The 18,216-nt window shown below is 68.8% G+C and carries 13 protein-coding genes; 8 read left to right on the forward strand and 5 right to left on the reverse strand.

Annotated features, from left to right (window positions below; all coding sequences use genetic code 11):
• Window positions 1-16: 16 nt before the first annotated feature.
• The 3 genes from RCO27_RS12095 to RCO27_RS12105 all read right to left on the reverse strand — a co-directional run bounded on the left by RCO27_RS12095 (window position 17) and on the right by RCO27_RS12105 (window position 3,026).
• Window positions 17-805 (reverse strand): 2-keto-4-pentenoate hydratase, encoded by a 789-nt coding sequence (locus tag RCO27_RS12095; RefSeq protein ID WP_309002924.1) that lies wholly within the window; start codon window positions 803-805, stop codon window positions 17-19.
• Between the two features lie 91 nt (window positions 806-896).
• On the reverse strand, window positions 897-1,517 hold the full coding sequence (eda, locus tag RCO27_RS12100) for a bifunctional 4-hydroxy-2-oxoglutarate aldolase/2-dehydro-3-deoxy-phosphogluconate aldolase (protein WP_309002925.1): 621 nt from the start codon (window positions 1,515-1,517) through the stop codon (window positions 897-899).
• A gap of 3 nt (window positions 1,518-1,520) precedes the next feature.
• A complete protein-coding gene (locus RCO27_RS12105) occupies window positions 1,521-3,026 on the reverse strand; it encodes an altronate dehydratase family protein (protein WP_309002926.1) in 1,506 nt (501 codons plus the stop codon).
• A 112-nt stretch (window positions 3,027-3,138) separates the two neighbouring features.
• Between RCO27_RS12105 and RCO27_RS12110 the strand changes: the two genes are divergently transcribed.
• The 8 genes from RCO27_RS12110 to RCO27_RS12145 all read left to right on the forward strand — a co-directional run bounded on the left by RCO27_RS12110 (window position 3,139) and on the right by RCO27_RS12145 (window position 14,441).
• Window positions 3,139-4,191, forward strand: coding sequence for a LacI family DNA-binding transcriptional regulator (locus tag RCO27_RS12110; protein WP_309002927.1), 1,053 nt, complete (start codon window positions 3,139-3,141; stop codon window positions 4,189-4,191).
• Between the two features lie 24 nt (window positions 4,192-4,215).
• Complete coding sequence (locus RCO27_RS12115; RefSeq protein ID WP_309002928.1) at window positions 4,216-4,722, forward strand: DUF1993 domain-containing protein; 507 nt, start codon at window positions 4,216-4,218, stop codon at window positions 4,720-4,722.
• 80 nt (window positions 4,723-4,802) lie between these two features.
• Window positions 4,803-5,645 carry a 5-dehydro-4-deoxy-D-glucuronate isomerase gene (gene kduI, locus RCO27_RS12120; RefSeq protein ID WP_309002929.1) on the forward strand — a complete coding sequence of 281 codons (843 nt, stop codon included), beginning with the start codon at window positions 4,803-4,805 and terminating at the stop codon, window positions 5,643-5,645.
• A gap of 77 nt (window positions 5,646-5,722) precedes the next feature.
• Complete coding sequence (gene kduD, locus RCO27_RS12125; protein WP_309002930.1) at window positions 5,723-6,493, forward strand: 2-dehydro-3-deoxy-D-gluconate 5-dehydrogenase KduD; 771 nt, start codon at window positions 5,723-5,725, stop codon at window positions 6,491-6,493.
• Complete coding sequence (locus RCO27_RS12130; protein ID WP_309002931.1) at window positions 6,490-7,500, forward strand: sugar kinase; 1,011 nt, start codon at window positions 6,490-6,492, stop codon at window positions 7,498-7,500. The genes kduD and RCO27_RS12130 overlap by 4 nt, the downstream gene beginning before the upstream one ends.
• A 1-nt stretch (window position 7,501) precedes the next feature.
• Window positions 7,502-9,025 carry a carboxylesterase/lipase family protein gene (locus tag RCO27_RS12135; RefSeq protein WP_309002932.1) on the forward strand — a complete coding sequence of 508 codons (1,524 nt, stop codon included), beginning with the start codon at window positions 7,502-7,504 and terminating at the stop codon, window positions 9,023-9,025.
• Between the two features lie 59 nt (window positions 9,026-9,084).
• Window positions 9,085-11,691 (forward strand): DNA mismatch repair protein MutS, encoded by a 2,607-nt coding sequence (gene mutS / locus RCO27_RS12140; protein WP_309002933.1) that lies wholly within the window; start codon window positions 9,085-9,087, stop codon window positions 11,689-11,691.
• Window positions 11,691-14,441: a [protein-PII] uridylyltransferase gene (locus tag RCO27_RS12145; protein ID WP_309002934.1), complete on the forward strand. Its 2,751-nt coding sequence runs from the start codon at window positions 11,691-11,693 to the stop codon at window positions 14,439-14,441. The genes mutS and RCO27_RS12145 overlap by 1 nt, the downstream gene beginning before the upstream one ends.
• Before the next feature lie 72 nt (window positions 14,442-14,513).
• On the opposite strand, the gene RCO27_RS12150 is transcribed toward RCO27_RS12145, so the two are convergent.
• The gene (locus RCO27_RS12150; RefSeq protein WP_309002935.1) at window positions 14,514-17,327 is read right to left on the reverse strand and encodes a TonB-dependent receptor domain-containing protein; all 2,814 of its coding nucleotides are present in this window, start codon (window positions 17,325-17,327) and stop codon (window positions 14,514-14,516) included.
• Window positions 17,328-17,592: 265 nt separating this feature from the next.
• Complete coding sequence (gene infC, locus RCO27_RS12155) at window positions 17,593-18,120, reverse strand: translation initiation factor IF-3 (protein WP_309002936.1); 528 nt, start codon at window positions 18,118-18,120, stop codon at window positions 17,593-17,595.
• Between the last annotated feature and the right edge of the window lie 96 nt (window positions 18,121-18,216).

The raw sequence follows: 18,216 nt of genomic DNA on the forward strand, positions 1-18,216 counted from the left end.
CTCGGCGGTCAAAACCCTATTCCGGCGCCGCCGCCTTCAGCCGGCAAGCCACCGACAGTCCATCGCCGAACCGGGCCTCGACCAGCTGGCCGGGCCGCGCCGCATGGACGCCGGTCACCGCGCCGCTGGAGATCCACTGGCCCGGAATGGTAGCGATACCACGGCGCGCGAGAAGGTCGAACAAAAAGCGCGCCGCGCCGATCGCACCGTCGGGGAAGGCGGACGCGCGCCCGGTGCCGACGGGCGTGCCGTCGATCACGGTCTCGATCTCCCAGTCCTGGAAGCCGCTCGACCGCCAGTCCGGAATTTCCGGCCCGATGACCAGGCCGTTGTTGTTGCCGAAGTCGGAGACGACCGCGATCGGGCCGAGGTCGTTGATCGCGCCCAAAGGCGAGCTCGCGATCTCGATGCCGATATGGACGGCGCCGATCAGGTCGGCCGCCTCGTCGAGCGTGAAGCCGGTCTTGCCGGGAGGCGGGGCCTTGCCGATCTGGAGCAGGAACTCGGCCTCGCCGGCAACGAAGCCCTCGGCGAAGACCGGCATGTCCACGGGCAGGCCCGCTTCCACGACCTCTGCGAAGATCGGCCCGGCGAGCCGATCGGTATCGAAGCGCTCGGATAAGGGTGGATGGACGCGGCCGACCTTCCAGCCGACGATCGGGCGGCCCCAGCGGGCGATCGCCTCGTCCTGGATCGCATAGGCGTCGTCGAGCGTCGCAGGAAACCGGCCGGGATAGGAATCGAGCCCGATCGCGGCGCGGCGGGCGTCCAGAAACCGTCCGGCGATGCCGCTGCGATCGTTCACCAAAATCCTCCCCGCGCCTCGAGCCCGTTTCCCGGCTTGCTATAGGAAACCGGTGTCATAAGCAACGGGAAGAAAGCGCGCGACATGAAATTCAGCGGCTGCGGAGTTGGGCGGCAGCTGCGGCGCGTGCGCGAATCGCTTCGGGATCAATCGCCTGGCCGCGCGGCACGAGCCAGCTGCCGCCGACGCACGCGACAGCGGGCTCGGCCAGCCACTCGGGCGCGCTCGCCAGGGTGATCCCGCCCGTCGGGCAGAAGCGTACCTGGCCGAACACCGCGGTCATCGCCTTGAGGACGGGCAGGCCGCCGGCGGCCGTCGCCGGGAAGAATTTGAGGCGGAAGAAGCCGAGGTCGAGCGCCCGCATGATATCGCCGGTGGTCGCGGTGCCGGGCAGGAAGGGCACGCCCGCATCGGCCGCGGCGCGTCCGAGCCGGTCGGTGAGGCCGGGACTCACGACGAACTCGGCGCCGGCTTCGAGCGCGGTATCGAGCTGGTCCGGGTCGAGCACGGTACCCGCGCCGACCACCGCGCCGTCGACTTTCTTCATCTCCCGGATCGCGTCGAGCGCGGCAGGCGTCCTCAAGGTGACTTCCAGCACCGGCAGGCCGCCCGCGACCAGCGCCTCGGCGATGGGGCGGGCGTCCTCGACGCGGTCGATGACGAGCACGGGGATGACAGGCGCGCGGCCCATGAAGGTATCGATATCGGCCATGATCTAAAGCGTAACGCCCCGTTTCCAGATGGCAATGTCGCGCTCGCCGGCGCGCTCCGCCGCCGTCGGCGTGCCGGAGGCGATGGCGGCGATCCGCGCGGTGAGCGCGTCCGTCGGCGCATCGAAGCCGTCGACGAGCACCCGGCCGGCATCGAAGTCGATCCAGCCCGGCTTGCGCGCGGCCAGGGCGCTGTTGGTCGCGATCTTGACCGTCGGCACCGGAAAGCCGAGCGGCGTGCCGCGTCCGGTGGTGAACAGGATGACGGTCGCCCCCGCGGCCGCCAGCGCGGTCGACGACACCGCGTCATTGCCCGGTGCCTCCAGCAGCGTCAGCCCCTTGCGCCGCACCCGCGCGCCGTAACGGAGCACGTCGGCCACGGGCGCGCGCCCCGCCTTCTGCACCGCGCCGAGCGACTTTTCCTCCAGCGTCGTGATGCCGCCCGCGATATTTCCGGGCGACGGATTCTCCGAAACCGGCTGCCCATGCTCGAGAAAGTAGCGCTTGAAGTCGTTCACCACGCCCACCAGCGCGTCGAACACCCCGCGATCGCGGGCGCGCGCCATCAGCAGCCGTTCGGCGCCGAAGATCTCGGGGATCTCGGTCAGGATCGCCGACCCGCCCGCACCGATCACCCGGTCGGCGATCCGGCCGACCAGCGGGTTGGCGGTGAGGCCGGAAAAGCCGTCCGAACCGCCGCATTTGAGGCCGACGACCAGCTCGGACAGCGGCACGCTCTGCCGCTTGTGGATCGCGGCCCGGGCGGTCAGTGCATCGACCGCGGCCAGGCCCGCTTCGACCTCGTCCTCGGCCTCCTGCGCCCTGAGCGTCCGGACGCGGGACCGCAGCCCTTCGGGAATCTCCGCCATCAGCCGGTCGAGCTGATTGGACTCGCAGCCGAGCCCGACGAGCAGCACGCCGCCGGCATTGGGATGGCAGGCCAGCGCCGCAAGGATCGCCCGGGTGCCGTCCAGATCCTCGCCGAGCTGCGAGCAGCCGTGCGGATGGGCAAAGGCATGGACGCCATCGATCGTCCGCGCATGGCGGGCATGGGTGATCGCCGCGATACGCTCGGCCGTCCGCGCGACGCATCCGACCGTGGGCAGGATCCAGATCTCGTTGCGCGTCCCGACCCGTCCGTCCGGCCGGCGATAGCCGTCGAAGCCGGTCGCGGCATGCGGCGCTGGCGGCTCGGCTGCGGCCGGCGCATAATGATAGCCCTCGACGCCGCTCAGCAGCGTTTCGAGATTGTGGCTGTGGACATGGCCGCCCGCCGGAATAGCAGCTGACGCCCGTCCGATCGGCCAGCCATATTTGCGCACCGTCTGGCCGGACGCGATCGGTGCGAGCGCGAACTTGTGGCCGGCTGGCACCGCCTCCGCGACGGTGACGCCGGCCGCCGCCTCCCCCGCCATTATCGCACGCAACGCCACCGCGACGTCATCGTCGGGATGGAGCCTGAGCGCCGCCGGGGCGGTCGCGACCTGGTCCTGGAGTTCGGCTTGAGACATTTGGAAACCGGTGTCAGAATACGCCGATGGAGAAGTTCGGGCAAGCGGCGGCATCACCGCTCTTTATCGGACGGCCGCACGCGGCTAAGCCGCTCGGGTGGGAGCGACACGGGTGACCAGAAGCGCGCAGGCGCCGGCAGCGGGACGGACGGCCAAGCCGACGATCAATGACGTCGCGCGCCTCGCCAACGTCTCCAAGAAGACGGTGAGCCGGGTCATCAACCGCTCGCCCTTGCTCAACGCGGAAACCCGCGAGCGGGTCGAGAAGGTGATCCGCGAGCTCGGCTATGTCCCCAATCCGCAGGCGCGGGCGCTGGCGCTCCGCCGCAACTTCCTGATCGGCCTCATCCACGACAATCCCAACGCCCAGATGGTGCTCAACATGCAGCAGGGCATCCTGGAGGCGTTACACGGCACCGATTTCGAGATGGTGGTGCGCCCGGTCGACCGCTCCTCGGCGATGATGCTCGACGACGTCCGGACCTTCCTGGAGCGCCAGCGGCTGTTCGGCGTCGTCCTGCTGCCGCCGATCAGCGAGAATGACGCGCTCGCCGCGCTCTGCGAGGAGGTCGGCTGCCGCTACGTCCGGATGGGATCGGCCCAATTGGACGATGCCGATCATATGGTCGCGTCGAACGACCGCGAGCTGGTCAAGGAGGCGACCGAGTTCCTGATCGGCCAGGGTCACCGGCTGATCGGCCTGATCGAGGGACCGGACGGCTTCCGCTCGGCGCAAGAGCGGCGGCTGGGCTTCGAGGACGCACTCGCCGCCGCCGGGCTCAGCTTGCCGCGCAGCCATATCGCGCGTGGCAACTATACGTTCGAGACCGGCGTCACCGCCGCCAACCGCCTGTTCGACCTCTCGCCCCGCCCGACCGCCATCTTCGCCAGCAATGACGAGATGGCCGCCGGTGTCGTCTTCGCGGCGCGCGAGCGCGGAATCGCGGTGCCGGAGGAGCTGTCGGTGATCGGCTTCGACGACACGCCGATCGCCGCCCATATCTGGCCGCCGCTCACCACCGTGCGCTGGCCGATCGTGTCGATGGCCCGCGCCGCCGCGCGCAAGCTGGTCGGCGACGTTGTCGGCGGCGAGGCGGCCGCGCCGCAGCCCTCGGAATTGCCGTCGATGCTGGTCAGGCGCGCGTCGGTCGCGCCGCCGCGCTGATCCGAGTCGCAACCGGAGATTCCGATGCCGCTTTCGCTCTACGACGTCACCATTCCCGTTTTCATCCGCTCGTTCGGCAATTTGTCGGCGATCCTCGACAAGGGCCGCGCCTTCGCCGATGCCGAGGGCCTGCCGCATGGCGAATTGCTCGAGGCGCGGCTGATTGCCGACATGCACCCGCTGACCAGCCAGGTGCAGCGTGCCAGCGACAGCTCGAAGTTCGTCGCCGTGCGGGTGGCCCAGGTCGAGGCGCCGGCGATGGAGGCCGATGAGACGAGTTTCGACGATCTGCAGGCGCGGATCGCCAGGACGGTCGACTTCCTGAAGTCGGTGCCGGCAGGCAGCATGGACGGGCGCGAAGACGCCGAGGTCGAGCTCCGGACGCCGAACACGCACCTGACCTTCACCGCCAGGGACTATGTGCTGGGCTTCGCGCTGCCCAATTTCTTCTTCCACGTCACCACCGCCTACGACATCCTACGTCACAAGGGCGTGCCGCTCGGCAAGATGGATTTCATCGGCCGACCCTGAGCGGCCCGGGCAAACGGCCGGCGTGACTTGCAGAGGATTGTGACACCGGTTACCAAGATACGCCATTCCCGGAGAGGTCCATGTTCGAACGCACCTACTACGCCACCCATCCCGACATGATGGAGTGCGTCTCCAACGAGGAGCTACGCGACCGCTACCTGATCGCCGGCCTCTTCCGCGAGGGCGAATGCGTGCTCAACTACACCCATGCCGACCGCTTCGTGATCGGCGGCGTGGCGGTGGGCGCGGGCGAGGTGAGGCTTCCCGACCAGACCGAGCCGCCCTCGGCCGCTGGCCATCCCTTCCTCGAGCGGCGCGAGCTCGCGGTCGTCAATGTCGGCGCGGCGGGAGGCACGGTGACGGTCGACGGCGAGACGTTCACGCTTGCCAGCAAGGACTGCCTCTACGTCACCATGGGCGCCAGGGATGTGCGCTTCTCCGGCCTGGACGCGCGCTTCTATCTCGCCTCCTGCCCGGCCCATCAGGCCTTCCGGACCCGCAAGCTCGGCATCGCCGACGCGAATGCGCTCGATCGCGGCAGCCTCGAAGAGTCGAACGAGCGGACGATCTACCAGCTCGTCATCCCGGGCGTGTGTGATTCGGCGCAGCTCGTCATGGGCCTCACCGTGCTGAAGCCCGGCAGCGTCTGGAACACGATGCCGCCGCACATCCACGAGCGGCGGAGCGAAATCTATTTCTATTTCGAGCTCGACGACAGCGCGAAGGACCGCGTCTTCCACTTCATGGGCGAAGGCGAGGCGACTCGCCATATCGTCGTCCAGAACGAGGAGGCGGTGATCTCGCCGCCCTGGTCGATTCACATGGGGTCGGGCACCAGGGCCTATGCCTTCATCTGGGCGATGGCCGGCGAGAACCAGGACTATACCGACATGAACGTGCTGGACATCTGCCAGCTGGCCTAGCCGTCTCCCTTCTTTTTTGGGGCGCGAGACAAGAAATGGGATTCCAGCTTTCGCTGGAATGACGAAGGTAGACAGACATGACCAATCCCTTCGACCTCGGCGGCAAGGTGGCGATCGTCACCGGCGCCAATACCGGCATCGGCCAGGGCATCGCCGTCGCGCTCGCCGGGGCCGGGGCCGACATCGCGCTGGTCGGCCGATCGAGCGCGGACGAGACCGCCGAGAAAGTGCGCGCCGCTGGTCGCCGCGCCGTGCTGATCGCCGCCGACCTGTCCACGATCGGGCCCGTCCAGCAGGTCGTCGACGAGACACTGGGCCAGCTCGGCCGCCTCGACATTCTCGTCAACAATGCCGGCATCATCCGCCGCGCCGACGCGGTCGACTTCACCGAGGAAGATTGGGACGCGGTCGTCGACACCAACCTCAAGAGCGCTTTCTTCCTGTGCCAGGCGGCGGGGCGGCACATGATCGCAAGCCACGAGCAGACCGAGGACCGCGGCAAGATCATCAACATCGCCTCGATGCTGAGCTTCCAGGGCGGCATCCGCGTGTCGAGCTACACGGCCTCCAAATCGGGCCTTGCCGGCCTCACCAAGTTGCTTGCCAACGAATGGGCGGGCAAAGGGGTGAACGTGAACGCCATCGCCCCCGGCTATATCGCCACCAGCAACACCGCCGCCCTCCAGGCGGACGAGGCCCGCAACCGCCAGATCCTGGAGCGCATCCCGGCCGCTCGCTGGGGACAGCCGTCCGATCTTGGCGGCGCGGCAGTCTTCCTCGCCTCGGCGGCCTCGGACTATGTCCAGGGCCACGTCCTCGCCGTCGACGGCGGCTGGCTGGCGCGATGACCGGACGCGTTGTCTGCTTCGGCGAGCTGCTGCTGCGCCTGACCGCGCCGGGCCGCGAGCTGCTGCTGCAGAGCGGTCGGCTCGACGTCCATGTCGGCGGCGCCGAGGCCAATGTCGCGATCGGCCTCGCCCGGCTTTGGCATGACGCTGCGATGGTGAGCCGCGTGCCCGACAGCGCACTGGGCGATGCCGCGGCGGGCCATCTGCGCCGCTATGGCGTCGATGCCCGGCATGTCGCCACCGCAGCGGGACGGATGGGCCTCTATTTCCTGTCGCCGGGCGCAGGCCTGCGCGCCTCCGACATTGTATACGATCGCGAGGGCAGCGCGTTCGCGCTCGCCGGCCCCGAGGATTTCGACTGGGACGCGCTGTTGGATGGCGCCAGCCTGCTTCACCTGTCGGGCATCACCCCCGCGCTGGGACCCCGATCGGCCGAGACGGCGGCCGCGGCCGCCGAAGTCGCCAAGGCCAAGGGCATCTCGGTCTCGTTCGACGGCAATTACCGGGCACAACTCTGGAACCGTTGGGACAGCGATCCCAAGACGATCCTGTCGCGGCTGGTCGGCCAGGCCGACATCCTGTTCGGCAACCACCGCGACATCTCGCTGCTGCTCGGGGCGCAGTTCAGCGGCGATGGCGAGGACCGTCGGCGCGAGGCATCCGAGGCCGCCTTCGCCGCCTTTCCGAACCTCGCGCTGATCGCCTCGACCGCGCGCCACATCGTCGATGCCGATTCGCACCGCATCTCGGCGCGCATCGACAGCCCCGAGGGCGCAGTGCAGACCGAGGAGGTGCTGGTCGCCGGGATCATCGACCGGATCGGCGCCGGCGACGCCTTCGCCGCGGGCGTGCTGCACGGCCGGCTGAGCGGGCTCGATCTCGACGGCACCGTCCATTCCGGCCTCGCGCTCACCTGCCTCAAGCACTCGCTGCCCGGCGACGCCAGCCTGTTCGGGCCGCGTGACATTGCCGCCTTCCTCGCCGGCGAGCGCGACGTCCGCCGCTGAGATGATCGGCCGGCGGACCTTCCTCGGAGCGGTCGCCGGTCTCGCCGCCGCGCCGGTTTTTGCGGCTTCGGACCGCCCCCAAGCTAAGACGAGTCTCGGCCAGGTCCGCGGCTTCACCGAGGGCGGCCTCTCGGTCTTTCGCGGCATCCGCTACGGCAGCGCCGAGCGCTTTCAGTCGCCTGTGGCGCCGACACCATCGCGGGACGTCATCGATGCGCGGAGCTATGGCCCGTCCTGCCCGCAGACGGGTCTCGGCGACCTGAGCAAGAGTGAGGACTGCCTCTATCTCAATATCTGGACGCCCGAGGCCAATGCCCGGGCACGCCGGCCGGTCATGGTCTATTTCCACGGCGGCGCCTATTCCTCGGGCACGGCGAACAGCCCGCTCCTGGACGGCCGCCATCTCGCGGCGCATGGCGACGTCGTCGTGGTGACGGTCGGGCACCGGCTCAACGCGTTCGGCTATCTCTATCTTGCCCGGCTCGATCCCCGCTTTCCCGACAGCGGCAATGCCGGCCAGCTCGACCTCATCCTCGCCCTCCGCTGGATCCGCGACAATATCGCGGCGTTCGGCGGCGATCCGGGCAAGGTGATGGTCTTCGGCCAGTCCGGCGGCGGCGCCAAGATCGCCACCCTGATGGGCACGCCCGCGGCCGCCGGCCTCTTCCACCGCGCCGCGACGATGAGCGGGCAGCAGGTCACCGCCTCCGGCCCGCTCAACGCGACGCGACGCGCGCGCGCCTACATGGCCCGGCTCCGCGTCGAATCCGTCGATGCGCTGCTGGCCCTGCCCGCCGAACGACTTGTCGAAGGCCTCGAGGCGACCGATCCGATCCTCGGCGGCGGCGTCTATTTCGGCCCGGTGCTCGACATGAAATGGCTGACCCGCCATCCCTTCTGGCCGGACGCCAATCCGCAGTCGAACGCGATCCCGATGATGCTCGGCAACACACGGGACGAGACGCGCGGCTTCTACGGGCCCGATCATCCGAAGATCGTCGGGCTCGACTGGACCAATCTCGCGGAGCGAATGGCGCCCGAGCTCAGGATCGACGCCCATCCCGAATGGGTGGTGGCCGAATATCGCCGCATGTTTCCGGAGCATAGGCCGGAACAGGTCTTCTTCGCCGCTACGACCGCCGGCCGCAGCTGGCGCGGCCAGGTGATCGAGGCGGAGGAACGGGCACGCGCCGGCGTTCCCGGTTATGTCTACCAGCTCGACTTCGCCTCGCCGGTCGAGCCGTGGCGCGGCGCGGCGCACATGCTCGATATTCCACTCGTCTTCGGCACGCTCGACGCGCCGGGCGCGATCACCGGTACGGGCGCCGGGTCCCGCGCGGTCAGCGCCGCGGTGATGGGCGCCTTCCTCGCCTTCGCCCGCACCGGCGATCCCGGCTGGAGGCCCTACACCCTGCCCGAGCGCGCGACCCGCATCTTCGATGCGTCCCCGCGCACGGAGAACGACCCCCGCCGCTGGCAGCGCGAGCTGTTTGCCCGCTTTCCCTACATCCAGCCTGGGACCTAGGCGGTCGACCTTCCGAAAAGCCGGTTCCGAAACGCCGCGCGACCCTCTATCCATCGGCCATGGCCACCCGGGCGAAAGCAGAAGGCGCGAACGCCGCAACCCCGATGATGGCGCAGTATCTCGCGCTCAAGGCGGAGGCCGAGGGTTGCCTGCTGTTCTACCGGATGGGCGACTTCTTCGAACTGTTCTTCGACGATGCCAAGGTGGCGGCGGCCGATCTCGACATCGCGCTCACCACGCGCGGCGAGCATGACGGGCAGCCGATTCCGATGTGCGGCGTCCCTATCCATGCCGCCGAATCCTATCTCGCGCGCCTGATCCGCGCCGGCCACCGCGTCGCCATCGCCGAGCAGACCGAAAGCCCGGCCGAAGCCAAGAAGCGGGGCAGCAAGGCGGTGGTCAACCGCGCGATCGTGCGCGTCGTCACCGCCGGCACGCTGACCGAGGAGACCCTGCTCGATTCCCGTGCCGCCAACTGGCTCGCCGCGGTGGCGAAGGCGGGTGAACGCTACGGCATCGCGGCCGCCGACATCTCGACCGGCCGGTTCGAGCTGACCTCGATCCCCGCCGCCGCGCTCGATGCGGAGCTCGCCCGGCTCGCCGCCACCGAGATCATCTCGCCGGAACCGCTGCAGCAAGCGCACGCCCGCCGCGCCGGCTTCGACAGCCTCGCGGCCGAAAAGCGGCTGAAGGACCGGTTCGGGGTTGCGACCCTGGACGGCTTCGGCAGCTTCGATCGCGCCGCGCTGAGCGCGGCCGGCGGCCTGCTCGCCTATCTCGACGAGGTCGCACGCGAGTCGCTGCCCTTCCTGCGCCCGCCGGTCGCGGTGCGCCTCAGCGATCATATGGCGATCGACGCGGCGACCCGCGAAAGCCTGGAACTGATCCAGTCCGCGTCGGGGAGCCGCGCGGGCAGCCTGCTCGCCGCGGTCGACCGCACCGTTACCGGCGCCGGCGCCCGCCTGCTCGCCGCCGACCTTTCGGCGCCCCTGCTCGATCGCGGGACGATCGAGGCCCGGCTCGACCTGGTCTCGTCCTTCGAGCGCGACTCCGCCACGCGCGACTGGCTCCGGCGCCAGCTGCGCGCGCTTCCCGACATCGGCCGCGCGCTCGGCCGCCTCGTCGCCGGGCGCGGGAGCCCGCGCGACCTCGGGCAGCTGCGCGACGGCCTCGGCGACGCTCGGCGCCTGCACGAGCGCCTCGCCCACGCCGCCGAGCCGACTCCGCTGCTGGCCGAGCTCCTCCCCCATCTCACTGGCCATGGCGCGCTGGTCGACCTGCTGTCCCGCGCGCTGGTGCCATCGCCGCCAATCGATGCCGCGCAGGGCGGCTATATCGCCGAGGGCTATGATGCCGCGCTCGACGCGCTGCGCGCCACCGGCGGCGAGGGGCGCCGCGCGATCGCCGCGCTCGAAGCCCGCTACCGGAGCCAGACCGGCATCCAGTCCCTCAAGATCCGGCACAACAATGTGCTCGGCTACCATATCGAGGTGCCGGCCAGGAATGCCGACAGGCTGATGGCGGCCGACTCCGGCTTCACCCATCGCCAGACGCTGGCCGGCGTGGTGCGGTTCAACGCGCCCGACCTCCACGAGCAGGCGCTGCGGGTCGGTCAGGCCGGCGCCCATGCGCTTGCCGCCGAGGCGGCACACCTGGAGGACCTGACCGAGTCCGCCTTGAAGCGCGCCGAGCCGATCGCCGCCGCGGCCGACGCTTTGGCCCGGCTCGACGTCGCCGCCGCTCTGGCAGACCGCGCCGCCGAGGGCGGCTGGTGCCGCCCGCAGTTCGACGAAGCGAACTGCTTCGAGGTCGAGGCCGGCCGCCATCCCGTGGTCGAGGAGGCGCTCCGCGCCAGCGGCGTCCGCTTCGTCGCCAACGACCTCCGGCTCGGCGAGGCGTCGCGCCTCTGGCTGGTCACCGGCCCGAACATGGGCGGCAAATCGACCTTCCTGCGCCAGAATGCGCTGATCGCGATCCTTGCCCAGGCGGGCAGCTACGTCCCCGCCGCGCGGGCGAAGCTCGGCCTCGTCGACCGGCTGTTCAGCCGGGTCGGCGCGTCGGACAATCTCGCGCGCGGCCGATCGACCTTCATGGTCGAGATGGTCGAAACCGCCGCGATCCTCGCCCAAGCGACGGACCGCAGCTTCGTGATCCTCGACGAGGTCGGCCGCGGCACCTCGACCTATGACGGCCTCGCCATCGCCTGGGCGGTGGTCGAGGCGGTCCACGACGCGGCGAAATGCCGCTGCCTCTTCGCCACCCACTATCACGAGCTCACCCGCCTCGCCGAACGGCTCGATGCCCTTTCGCTGCACCATGTCCGCGCGCGCGAGTGGAAGGGCGATCTCGTCCTTCTCCACGAGGTCGCCGACGGCCCGGCCGACCGCAGCTACGGCATCGCCGTCGCCAAGCTCGCCGGCCTGCCGCCGCCCGTCCTCGCCCGCGCCAAGTCGGTGCTGGCCAAGCTCGAGGAAGGCCGCGCCGCGACCGGCGGCATTGCCGCGGGGCTCGACGATTTGCCGCTCTTCGCCGCCGCGATCCCGGAGGAGAAGGCGCCCGATCCGCTCCACGCCGCGCTGGCCGGCGTCGAGCCCGACAGCCTCACCCCGCGCGAAGCTCTCGATCTTGTCTATCGGCTGAAGCGCCTCCAGATCGCGGACAGCTGATGGCCGCCCGCTTCGCCTCGATCCCCGCCCGGCGCGAGATCGTCGACCGGGCCGCCCTCGCCGAACGGCTGGCGGGGGTCGATCGCGCCGAAGCGACGGCGATCCTCAAGGACGCGCTCGCGCAAGGCCGCGCCGAGATCGCCCGCCGCCTTGCCGAGAAGCCCTATGCCGGCACCGAGGCCGCCTCGGCCTATGCCTTTCTCACCGACCAGATCCTGCGCCTGGTCTACGACCATGTCACCGGGCACGAGCATCCGCGCGCCAACCCGACGACGTCGGAACGGCTGCTGCTGATCGCGGTCGGCGGCTACGGGCGCGGCGAGATGGCGCCCTGCTCGGATGTCGACATCGGCTTCGTCACGCCCTGGAAGCAGAACCAGTGGACCGAGACGGTCATCGAATCGATCCTCTATCTGCTCTGGGATCTGGGGTTGAAGGTCGGCCAGTCGACACGCAGCATCGACGAGCAGATCAGCGTCGCCCAGAGCGACCAGACGGCGCGGACGGCCCTGCTCGAGGCACGCTATCTCTGGGGCGACGAGACGCTCTACGACGAGGCTTCGGCGCGGTTCTGGAAGAAGGTCGTCGCCGGAACAGCGCGCGCCTTCATCAAGGAGAAGCTCGCCGAGCGCGAGCAGCGCCATCATCGGATGGGCGACAGCCGTTATCTGGTCGAGCCCAACGTCAAGGAGGGCAAGGGGGGCCTGCGCGACCTCCACACGCTCTTCTGGATCGGCAAATATGTCTACAAGGTCGGCGCGGTCGCCGAGCTCGTCGATATCGGCCTCCTGACCCAGGCGGAACTGCGCCGCTTCCAGCGCGCCGAGCGCTTCCTCTGGGCGGTGCGCTGCCACCTCCATCTGCTCGCCGGGCGGGCCGAGGAGCGGCTCACCTTCGACTATCAGCGCACCATCGCCGAGCGAATGAACTATGCCGACCGGCCGGGCAAATCCTCGGTCGAGCGCTTCATGCATCATTATTTCCTGCACGCGCGCACCGTGGGCGACCTGACCGGCGTGTTCCTCGCCCATCTCGACGAGAAGTTCGCGACGCGCGGCAGCCGCTTCCTGCTTCCGATGCTGCGGCGCCGGCCAAGCAAGCTCGAAGGCTTCGCGCTGGAGCGCGGCCGGCTTGCCGTTCCGCGTCCGGACTTCTTCGCCGAGGACCCGGTGCGGCTCCTCCAGATGTTCGCGCTCGCCGACGCCCACGGCCTCGAAATCCACCCGATGGCGATGCGCGCCGCCGCCAGCCACGCCAAGCTGATCGACGGGAAGGTCCGCGCCGATCCACGTGCCAATGCCTATTTCCTCGACGTTCTGACCTCTCCGCGCGACCCGGAGACGGTGCTGCGCTGGATGAACGAGGCGGAGGTGTTCGGCCGCTTCGTGCCCGATTTCGGCCGCGTCGTCGCGCAGATGCAGTTCGACATGTACCACCATTATACGGTGGACGAGCACACGATCCGCGCGATCGGCCTGCTGGCCCGGATCGAGAAGGGCGACCTCAAGGCCGATCACCCGCTCTCGACCAACCTGTTCCGGCACATTTCCTCGCGCCGCGTCCTCTATGTCGCGGTGCTGCTCCATGACATCGCCAAGGGCCGCGGCGGCGATCACAGCGTGCTCGGCGAGAAGGTGGCGGAAGCGCTCTGCCCGCGGCTCGGCCTGACGGCCGCCGAGACCGAGACCGTCGCCTGGCTGGTCCGCTACCACCTGCTCATGTCGGCGACGGCGCAGAAGCGCGACCTCTCCGATCCCAAGACGATCCAGGATTTTGCCGACCAGGTGAAGAGCCTGGAGCGGATGCGCCTCCTGCTCATCCTCACCGTCGTCGACATCCGCGCGGTCGGACCAGGCACCTGGAACGACTGGAAGGCGCAGCTGCTTCGAACCCTGTTCGCCGCCGCCGAGGAGGTGCTGCGGCTCGGCCACAAGGGCCAGGGCCGCTTGCTCAAGGTCGAAGAGGTGCAGCAGGTGCTCGCCGAGGGAATGGGCTGGGATGCGGCGCAGCGCACCGCCTATGCCGCACGGCTCGCGGACAGCTACTGGCTCGCCGAGCCGATCGAGGTGATCGAACGCAACGCCCGCTTCGTCGCGGCCGCCGACAAGGCGGGACCCGCCGGGCGCCATCCCTTCGAGGCGGTCGCCCAGCCAGAGCGCGGCGCGACCCTGGTCAGCGTTTACGCGAAGGACGAGCCGGGCCTGTTCTACCGGATCGCCGGCGCGATCAGCCTGGTCGGCGGCAACATCATCGACGCGCGCATCCACACCACCGCCGACGGCATGGCGCTCGACAACATCCTCGTCCAGGACCTGAACCGCGGCCCGATCGCCGATCGCCACCAGCTCAGGCGGCTGGAGAAAGCGGTGCTGGAGGCGGTGGAGGGGCAGGAGCCCGACACCTCCCGCCTCGCCGCCCGGGCGCTGCCGCTCCGCCGCGCCGAGGCGTTCGCGATCCATCCCGCGGTGTTCATCGACAACGAGGCGTCGAGCCGCCACACGGTGGTCGAGGTCAACGCGCGCGACCGTGCCGCCTTGCTGTCGGAGCTCGCCCGCGCGATCTTCGAGGCGAAGGCGACCATCCACAGCGCCCATATCGCCACCTATGGCGAGCGCGCCGTCGACGTCTTCTATCTCGCCAGGCGGGGCGGCGGGAAGATCACCGGCCCCGCCAAGCTGAAGGCGCTGGAAACGCGGTTGCTGAAGGCCGCTTCCGAGACGCCGACGCCGGCCAAACGGCGGGCCGCCTGAACGAAAGAAGGGCTCCCGCCATCGGCGAGAGCCCCTCCTCCCCCTTGATCGGACCCGGGTCCGGCGGCGCCTTTAGAAGCGGAACCGTCCGGTGATGCCGAAGGTGCGCGGCTCGGCCAGGAAGGCTGAGGTGAACTGATTGGCGAACGCGCTGGTCGGCGCGCCGAACTGCTGGACCTGCGCCACCGTATTGTTGTTCGGGCCGCTGCCCTGGAACGGCGTGCTGAACGCGACCTGCTGATAGTCGACGTCGAACAGGTTCTGCGCCCACAGCTCGATCGCCCAGCGCTGGGCAGGGCCGCGAATGCCGAGACGGGCGTTCACGATCGCATAGCCGTCCTGCTCCTTCTCGGGAAACAGGTCGGAGCCGGTATTGTAGTCGCCGGTGAGGCGGGCATCGGCATAGACCAGGGCGGACAGGCCCGAGCTGCCGATCTCCGGGGTCCACGCGAAGGAGGTCGTGACGACATATTCCGGCGCATTGGACAGATTGTCGCCCGGCAGCAGGAACAGTGCCGGATCGAGCGGCGTGCCCGTGTCGCGGCCGACCAGATTGTCGCGGTAGCGGGTGTTGGCATAGGTGAAGCCGGCGGTGATGGTGATATCGCGGTGCGGATAGAGCGCCGCCTCGACCTCGAAGCCGGTCGAGAGCACGCCCGCTTCCACGTCGTCCACACCGCAGGCGCCGGACGTCGGGCTCTGGTCGGAATCGGTCGAGCCCAGGTCGGCACCGCAGCCGTTGATGTTCTGGACGAGGAAGACCGAGCCGTTGAACGTGTTCAGCTGGAAGTTGGTGAACTCCTGGTGGAAGGCGGCGAAGTTCAGTGTGAAATTGCGGTTCGTCCACTTGAAGCCGACCTCGTAGGCGTCGACGATCTCGGGATCGAACTGCAGGTTCAACGTGCCGAACGGGGCGCCGCGGCCGCCGATGTTGCGCGGATCGGTCGGCGAGAAGATCGGCAGGCCGAGCGCCGATCGATCGAGGTTGAAGCCGCCCGCCTTGTAGCCGCGCGAATAGCTGCCGTAGACCAGCAGCCGGTTGTTGGGCCGGTAGGAGAGGACGGCGGTGCCGGTCCATTCGTCCTCGTCGCGCTCGTCCTCGAGGTTGAGCGCATTGAGCGAGGCGGACGAATTGCCCTGGCAGGTCAGGTTGACGATGCCCTGGGCGAGCGACTGCAACGCAGGCGGGAGCGCCGCCGCGCCGCCGGTGATGAACGGCGCGAAGAAGGCCTGCTGGACCGGGCAGATCGTGTTGGTGTTGTTGAAGTTGGCCGAGAAATCCTTCTTCTCGCTGGTGTACCTGAGGCCCAGCGTGATGCTGAGCTCGTCGGTGATGTTGAAGATGTTGTGGGTGAAGATCGCCCAGTTCGTGCTGTCCTGGAAATAGTTGGCGGTGTTGTCGCCGACATTGTTGACCGTGCTGAGGCGATCGATGCCGGCTAGGATGATCGGCGCCGCGGCGCCCAGCTGCGCGGAGAGCGCTGCCCGGCCGGCCGGTGACAGGCAGCCCGGAAGCGCTGGATTGCGCAACGCGGCGGTGGGATTGACCGTCGCGACCAGACGACAGGCGGCGAAGGCGCCATACTGGCTGCCGAAGCTCAGATTGTCGCTGAGATCGAGATTCTCGCTGGCGAAATAGCCGCCGACCAGCCAGTCGAGGAAGCCGTTGAAGGCCGAGCCCTGGAGCCTCAGCTCCTGGCTGAAGGTCTGGAACTGGCGGAAGGCATTGCCGTCGTCGTTGCGGCGCAGGATATCGACATTGTTGTAGTCGACGTCGCCCGGCTGCTCGGAGCGATAGTCGCGATAGGCGGTGATCGAGGTGAGCGTCGCGCCGCCGATATCCCAGTCGATCTGGCCCGAAACGCCCCACTCCTCGGTCTTGCCCTCGTAGGACGTGCCCGGCGTGATCGCGATCTCGCGGTTGTAGGGATCGCCGGCCGACGGGAAGATGCCGCCGAGGCTCTGCAGGACGCCGACGATGCGGTTGCTGGCCGCCACCGAGAAGTCGCCCGGCACGCCCGGCGTCGGATCGAACGTCTCGCGCAGCTGGGTGTAGACGGCGCCGCAGCAGGATTCCTCGCGGGTCGTATAGTCGCCGATGATCCGGATCGAGAGCGCGTCGCTGGGCTCGAACAGCAGCTGGCCGCGGACGAACAGGCGGTTGCGGTCGTTGACCTCGTCCTCGGTGCCGCCCGACGCGTTGACGACGTCGTAGAAGCCGTCGCGCCGCGCGTAGACGGCGTCGAGGCGGAAGGCGAGTGCCTCGCTGATCGGCCCGGTGACCGCGCCCTGGGCGCGGACATAATTGTAGTTGCCGTAGGTGAGCTCGGCCATGCCGCCGAACTCGAACTCGGGCCGGCGGGTGATGACATGGATGAGGCCGGCGGACGCATTGCGGCCGAACAAGGTGCCCTGCGGGCCGCGCAGCACCTCGACCCGCTCGATCTCGCCGAGCTCGTTGAGGCCGATGCCCGAGCGTGAGCGATAGACGCCGTCGATGAACACCGCCACCGAGCTTTCGAGGCCCGGATTGTCGCCGACCGTGCCGATGCCGCGGATACGCGCCGAGCCGTTGGCTTCGGTGCCGGTCGAGGAGACGAGCAGCGAGGGCGCGAGCTGGTTGAGCTGGCGGATGTCGGTCGCGCCGGAATTCTGGAGCTGCTCCGCGCCGACCGCCTGCACCGCGAGCGGCACGTCCTGCAGCAGCTGGCGCCGGCCCTGGGCGGTGATCACGATCTCGTTCTGGCCGGCGCCGGTATCGTCCTGCGCGGTCGTGGCGGCGTCGGTGGTCGTCGTGGCGGTGCCCGGCTGCGGCTGATCCTGCGCATAAGCGGGCGCCGCGAGCGCGGTGAGTCCGGCGGACAGCAGCCAAAAGGTCTTCGGCATCAACCCCTCCCAAAATATGTTCTGGTTTCCGTTAAGGTAAGGGCTAACCCGGATGCGGTCGTGCCGCCAGCGGAAAAACCGCAGTTTCCCGTAGGTTTGGGAGGGCTTATGGCAAATCGGCAACAGAATGGTTGCAAGATGAAACGGGCAAAAAAGGCCTTCCGTTACGGAAAGCTGATCTTCCGCTTCTCTATTTACATCGGGCACAATCGGAGAGTCCCGTCACCAGCGTGACGGGAACACGTGTTTGATACGATGGAGGAGGCTAGCGGGGTGCCAGCACCATCAGCATCTGGCGGCCTTCCATGCGCGGATGCTGCTCGACCTTGGCGACCTCGCCGGTGTCGCCCTGAACGCGCTGGAGGAGCTGCATGCCGAGCTCGCCATGGGCCAGCTCGCGGCCGCGGAAGCGCAGCGTCACCTTCACCTTGTCGCCCTCGCCGATGAACTCGAAGATCTTCTTCATCTTCGTCTCATAGTCGTGGTCGTCGATGTTCGGACGCATCTTGATCTCCTTGATCTCCTGCGTCTTCTGGGTCTTGCGGGCGAGGTTCGCCTTCTTTTGGGCCTCGTATTTGAATTTGCCGACGTCGAGGAACTTGCACACCGGCGGATCGGCATTGGGCGAGACTTCGACCAGGTCGAGGCCGACTTCGGCGGCCTGCTCGATCGCCTCGGCGGTCAGCATGACGCCGAGATTCTCGCCATTCTCATCGATCACGCGCACCTTGGGCACGTTGATGAATTCGTTGAAGCGGGGGCCGCTGAGCGGCGGGGCGGCCGGGCGCCGCATCTGGGGGGAACGTATGTGAGTCTCTCCTGAGGCCAATGGGCGGCCTTACCTAGTGAATCGCGCGGGCGAATGAAAGATACGCGCAGCGCTCCGGGA

This window comes from Sphingosinicella sp. LHD-64, from assembly GCF_031157375.1.
GTDB lineage: Bacteria > Pseudomonadota > Alphaproteobacteria > Sphingomonadales > Sphingomonadaceae > Allosphingosinicella.